The organism is Trueperaceae bacterium (assembly GCA_031581195.1).
Lineage (GTDB): Bacteria > Deinococcota > Deinococci > Deinococcales > Trueperaceae > SLSQ01.
Genome location: JAVLCF010000124.1, coordinates 1,650 through 6,545 on the forward strand (window position 1 = coordinate 1,650; position 4,896 = coordinate 6,545).

Here is a 4,896-nt window from a genome sequence, read left to right on the forward strand (position 1 = left end):
GACGTGCCGACCACCTCGAAGCCCACACCGGCGTAGACGTGGTTCGCGCCGGCGTCGGCCTCGTCGGCGAAGACGAACGGGCGGCGGCCCTGCTCGAGCAGGTGGCGCGTGACGGCGGCGACCGCCGCCTGCGCGTAGCCGCGCCCGCGGTGCTCGGGGGGGGTGTAGACCGCGCGGATGCGCACCCCGTGGGGCGTGGGGTGCCCGAGCCCGACCAGCGTCACCGGTCCGTCGTCGGTCCGCCAGATCCACAGGGTGCGCCCGTCGCCGGACAACCAGCGGGTGACGGCGGCCTCGGCGTGCTGCGGTTCGTGCGGGACCGCTTCGGTGTAGAAGGCGTGAATCCAGCCGGCCAGCAGGTCGTGGTCGGCGTCGGTGGCGCGGTCGGCGTGGCCGGGGACGTCGGCGGCGTGCGCGTCGCGCGCCTCGTAGACGTTGAGCCGCGCGACGGTTTCGACCTCCCCGCCGTTCGCCGCCGCCCAGGCGGCGGCGAACGCCTCGGCGGCCTCGGGGTCGCCGCGCACCCCCGCGACGCGCCCGAGCGCCTCCTGCGCCGCTTCGGGTTCGAACGTCGCGCCGCGCTCCGCGGCGAGGAGGCGTTCGACCAGCGGGTCGACCGCCGCGACGTCGCGGGCCTGCGAGAGCGTCAGGTCGTGGGGTGGGACGCGCATCGCTGCGAGCTGCGGGACGCCGTCGCGCTCGACGGTAGCGAGGAAGGCGTCGCGGTGCGCTCCCCCGGTGAGGGAGGCGAGGACGCCGAGTTGGATGCAGTTCGCCGCTTCGCGCTCGAGGAGCAGCGGCTCGACGATGCGCCGGTAGGCGGCGGCATCGGGGTAGTGCCGGACGGTGACGTCGTCCATTGCGAGGCAGGGTAGCACGCGCGATTCGGGCCCGAACATTAGCGCGCACGTGTATTGTTAACGGGTGACGACGCCCGCACCGCTCCACGTTCGCCTGACCGGTACGCCGACCCTCGCGCTCGACGGGGCGGAGGCGCCCGCCCTGCGCCACCGCAAGGGCTACGCCGTCCTGTTCCACCTCGCCGCCGCCGACGGCCCCGTCGACCGCGAGGCGCTCGTCGATCTCCTGTGGTCCGACAAGGACGGCCGCGCCGCGCGCAACAACCTCCGCGTCGTGCTGAGCGACCTCAAGAAGCACTACGGCGCCTACCTGGCCATCGACCGCCGGCAGGTGGGCTTCGCCCCCGGCGCGCCGGTCGCGACCGACCTGGCGGCGTTCCGCACCTGGGCGCGCGGCGTCGCGGCGGACGGCGAAGCGTCGGGCCCCCAGCTCCTGCACGGCCCCTTCCTCGACGGCTTCGACGACGCCGGCGCCGCGCCGTTCGCGACCTGGGTGCGGCGCGAGCGCGAAACGGTGCGCAGCGAGGCGTACGACGCCTTCGACCGCGCCGCCCGCGCCGCGGAGGGGGACGGACGCCTGGAGGACGCGCTCGCCCTCTGGCGCCGCGCCGCCGACGTCCGCCCCTGGGCGGAGGAGGCCTACCAGGCGACGATCCGGGTCGCGTCGCGCGCCGGCGACATCGACGCCGCGGAGGCGGCGTTCGAGGAGTGCCGTATCGCGCTCCGCGACCACTTGGGCATCGAACCCTCGAGCACCACCGTCGGCCTCGTGCACCGCGCGGTGGGCCCGAAGATCGCCGCGCCGCTCCAGAGCGAAACCGCCTGGGCGCGCCTCCCAATGATCGGCCGGGAACGTGACGTCGCCGACGTCGCCACCCTCGTCGCCGACCCAACCGTGCGCCTGGTCAGCGTCGTCGGCGCGCCGGGCGTCGGGACGTCGCGCGTCGCCTACGCCGCCACCCGCCGCGTGCAGGACCGCGCGCCGGGCGGCACCGCCCGCGTGCCCCTGCACGGCGTCCTCGACGTGCCCTTCGCGTGGAGTCGCGTCGCGGTCGCGCTCGGCCTTCCCGGGCAGGAGGACGAGCGCCGCGTCGACCACGAGCGCTTCGCGGCGCTGCAGACGCCGCACGGGGGTGGCGCCGTCCACGTGATCCTCGACGACGTGCACCCCGACCTCGACGTCGCCTCCTCCCTCGCCGCCTGGTTGCGGGCGCGCGGCGACGTCACCGTCGTCCACGTCGGTCGCGAACCGCTCGGCCTCGACGGGGAGCGCGTCCACGTCGTCGCGCCGCTACCGAGCCCCCGCACCGGCACCGAGATCTGGCCCGACGCGTGGGCGGAACAGCCGGCCGTCGCGCTCGGCCTCGCCGCCGCCCGGCGGCTGGGTGCGCACGGACCGACGACGCTCAGCGAACGCCGGCGGGTGACGTCGGCCCTCCGGACGCTCGGGGGGCACCCCGTCGCGACGATCCTGGCGATGGAGCGCGCCGCTCGCGACGGCGTCGCGGCGCTCGCGACGGAGGGCGCGTCGAGCGGCTCCCTGCTCGAAGGGGCCGACCGCCACCCCGAGGCGAGCGCCCTGTCCCCCTGGCACCGCTCGCTGCGCCGCCTCTACGGCCTCGACGTCGCGGCGCTGCCCGGCCCGGTGCGGCAGGTCGCCGTCGCGCTCGCCTCCACGGGCGCGCCGGCGACGGCGGAGGCGCTGGCGGAACGGACCGGCCTCGCCCCCGACCTGGTCGCGCGCGCCCTCGGGCGCCTCGACGCCCGCCGCTGGCTCGATCCGCCGCGCGGCGACGGGGCGTCGCGGCGCGACGCCGTCGCGCTCACCGTGCCTCTCCGAAGCCTGTTGGCGCACGCGCCGCTCGACGCGCCCGGCGCCCTCGACGACGCCGTCCCCCGCTCGGTGCACGCCGACGCGCGCGCCGACCGCACGCCGCCCCCCACGCACCCCGCGACGCGCACCCCGCCGGCCGGGGCGGAGCTGCGGCGCTCGCTCGGGGGGACCCGGTGACGCTCGCACGACACGACGGCCCCCAGGGGGGGCGCGCCGGGCGGGTCGCGCGCAACGACGCGCGCATCGAGCGCGCCGCGATCGAGGTCCTCGCGGCCGAGGGGTGGGCCGGGACGTCGTTCAACGCCGTCGCCCGCCGCGCCGGCCTCTCGAAGCGCCCCCTCCGCGACCGGTACGCCCACCGCGGTGAGCTCGTCGCCCGCGTCTGGACCGTCCACCTCGGCCCCGCCCTTCTCGACCACCTCGAGGCGGTCCTCGACGCCGCCCCGACGGTCGGGCCGGACGCCCGGCCGGCGCACCCGTGCGAGGCCGGCCGCGCCCTCGCCGACGCCCTCACCGCCCTCGCGCCGCGGCGCAGGCCGAACGACCCCGCGGCCACGGAGACGCTCGATGCGGCGCTCGAGGCGCTCCTCGTCGCGCCGTTCGACGACGACGTCCGCCGCGCCGTCGACGCCGACCTCGGGGCGTCGATGCGCGCCTGGACCCGTCCGCAGCTGCCGGTCGGCACCTGCCCGCAGGCCGCCGCCGCCGCGGCGACCGGGCGCGCCTACCTCCTCGCGACCGCGCTCGGGCTCGCGCTGTTCGCCCGCACGCACCCCGACCCCCCCGTCGACCTGCGCAGCGAAGCGGCGGGCCTCGCCCGCGCCCTCGCGGCCGCGGTCCCGCCGACCGACTGGACGTCGACGGCCGTGGCGGACGTCGTTCCGCCGGACGCCGCCTGGCTGCGTTGGCCGCCGCTCGACACCGGCGACGACGATCTCGACGAGCTGCTGTACGCCACCCTCGACCTGGTGAGCGAGGCGGGCTTCGACGGGGCCTCGACCGACGCGATTTGCCGCCGCGCCCACGTCTCCGAGGGGTTCCTGTTCGGGCGCTACGACACGAAACTGGACCTGTTCGTCGACGCCACCCGCCGCCTGCAGAGCAAGGTGCTGGCCGACGTCGAGGTGCGGCTGCGGCGCTACCGGGAGCAGTACGGCGACGCGACGGGGCGCGCCATCACGCTCCGCGACGCCACCCGGCCGGGGGGGACGCGCGCCCGCGCGCTGGCGCTCGAGCTGCACCGCGTGGCGTGGCACGAGCCCGCCCTGCGCGAGGTGCTGCACGCCGAACGCGAAGCGATGTTCGTGTCGAGTCGTGACGCGTTCGGGGACGTCGGCGACGTCGCCGCCCGCGCCAGCTTCCACGCCGGCACCGCCCTGGGCACCGGCGTCGTCCTCCTCGCCTCGTTCGTCCCCAGCGTCCATGCGCTTCCGTGGAACGTCGTGACCGACCCGCACGTGGGGCAGGGCCCCGGGCAGGCGTGAGCGCGGCGCCGCCCGGCGGCGCCGCGCGTCCGGCCGACGCACCGATCGGGCGTGGCGTGCTGCACTGGGGGCATGCGCATCCTGCAGAAGGCCATCGGGTTCGTGCTGCGCCCCGCCGCGGAACGTAGGGCGCGGCACCGCAGCTTCCAGGACCTCGCCGAGGACCTCCAGAACGCCTACCCGCCGATCGCGGACCACCTCGCCGGCAAGCCCGACACCGCCGCCAACCGCGAAGCGATCGCGCACTGCGTCGGCATCGAGCGCTGGGGCCAATCGCGGCTCCGGGTGGCGTTGGGCGAGGCCCTGACGATGGACGCCTACCACCCCTACCGGCCCGACGTCGGCGACGGCGTCGAGGCGCTCGCCGCCGCGATGGCGGCGACCCGCGAGGAGACCGTCGCGCTGGCGCGCACCCTTCACGACCAGGGGGTGTCCCCGAGCGAGACGGTGCCGCACAACGACCTCGGCGACCTGAGCCTGGCCGGGTGGCTGGTCTACCTCCAGCAGCACGCGTCGCGGGAGCTGCCGCTCCGCGTGCGCGGCTGACGCGAGCACGCCGCTCCGGACGCCCCAGCGAATCGGGACGCCCCAACGAAGGCGCCGCCCCCTCGTCGCGTGGGGGCGGCGCGGGGGCGGCGAGGGGGCGGTGGGTTGGCGGCGTTCGGAGCTCCGGAAGCGAGCGGCTCGACGTCGGACGCCCGTTCGTCGGGCCTTCCGG

Annotated in this window: 4 protein-coding genes; 3 read left to right on the forward strand and 1 reads right to left on the reverse strand. The window is 77.2% G+C overall.

The annotated features are described in order from the left end of the window. Positions 1 to 860 (reverse strand): GNAT family N-acetyltransferase (locus RI554_09940; GenBank protein MDR9392335.1); only part of this gene is annotated, 860 nt, incomplete at its 3' end. A 64-nt stretch (positions 861 to 924) separates the two neighbouring features. Between RI554_09940 and RI554_09945 the strand changes: the two genes are divergently transcribed. The 3 genes from RI554_09945 to RI554_09955 all read left to right on the forward strand — a co-directional run bounded on the left by RI554_09945 (position 925) and on the right by RI554_09955 (position 4,724). Next, a complete protein-coding gene (locus RI554_09945; protein MDR9392336.1) occupies positions 925 to 2,871 on the forward strand; it encodes a BTAD domain-containing putative transcriptional regulator in 1,947 nt (648 codons plus the stop codon). Further along, a complete protein-coding gene (locus RI554_09950; protein ID MDR9392337.1) occupies positions 2,868 to 4,178 on the forward strand; it encodes a TetR/AcrR family transcriptional regulator in 1,311 nt (436 codons plus the stop codon). The genes RI554_09945 and RI554_09950 overlap by 4 nt, the downstream gene beginning before the upstream one ends. 72 nt (positions 4,179 to 4,250) lie before the next feature. Continuing rightward, entirely contained in the window at positions 4,251 to 4,724 is a 474-nt protein-coding gene (locus tag RI554_09955) for a hypothetical protein (GenBank protein MDR9392338.1), read from the forward strand. The last annotated feature ends 172 nt before the right edge of the window (positions 4,725 to 4,896 follow it).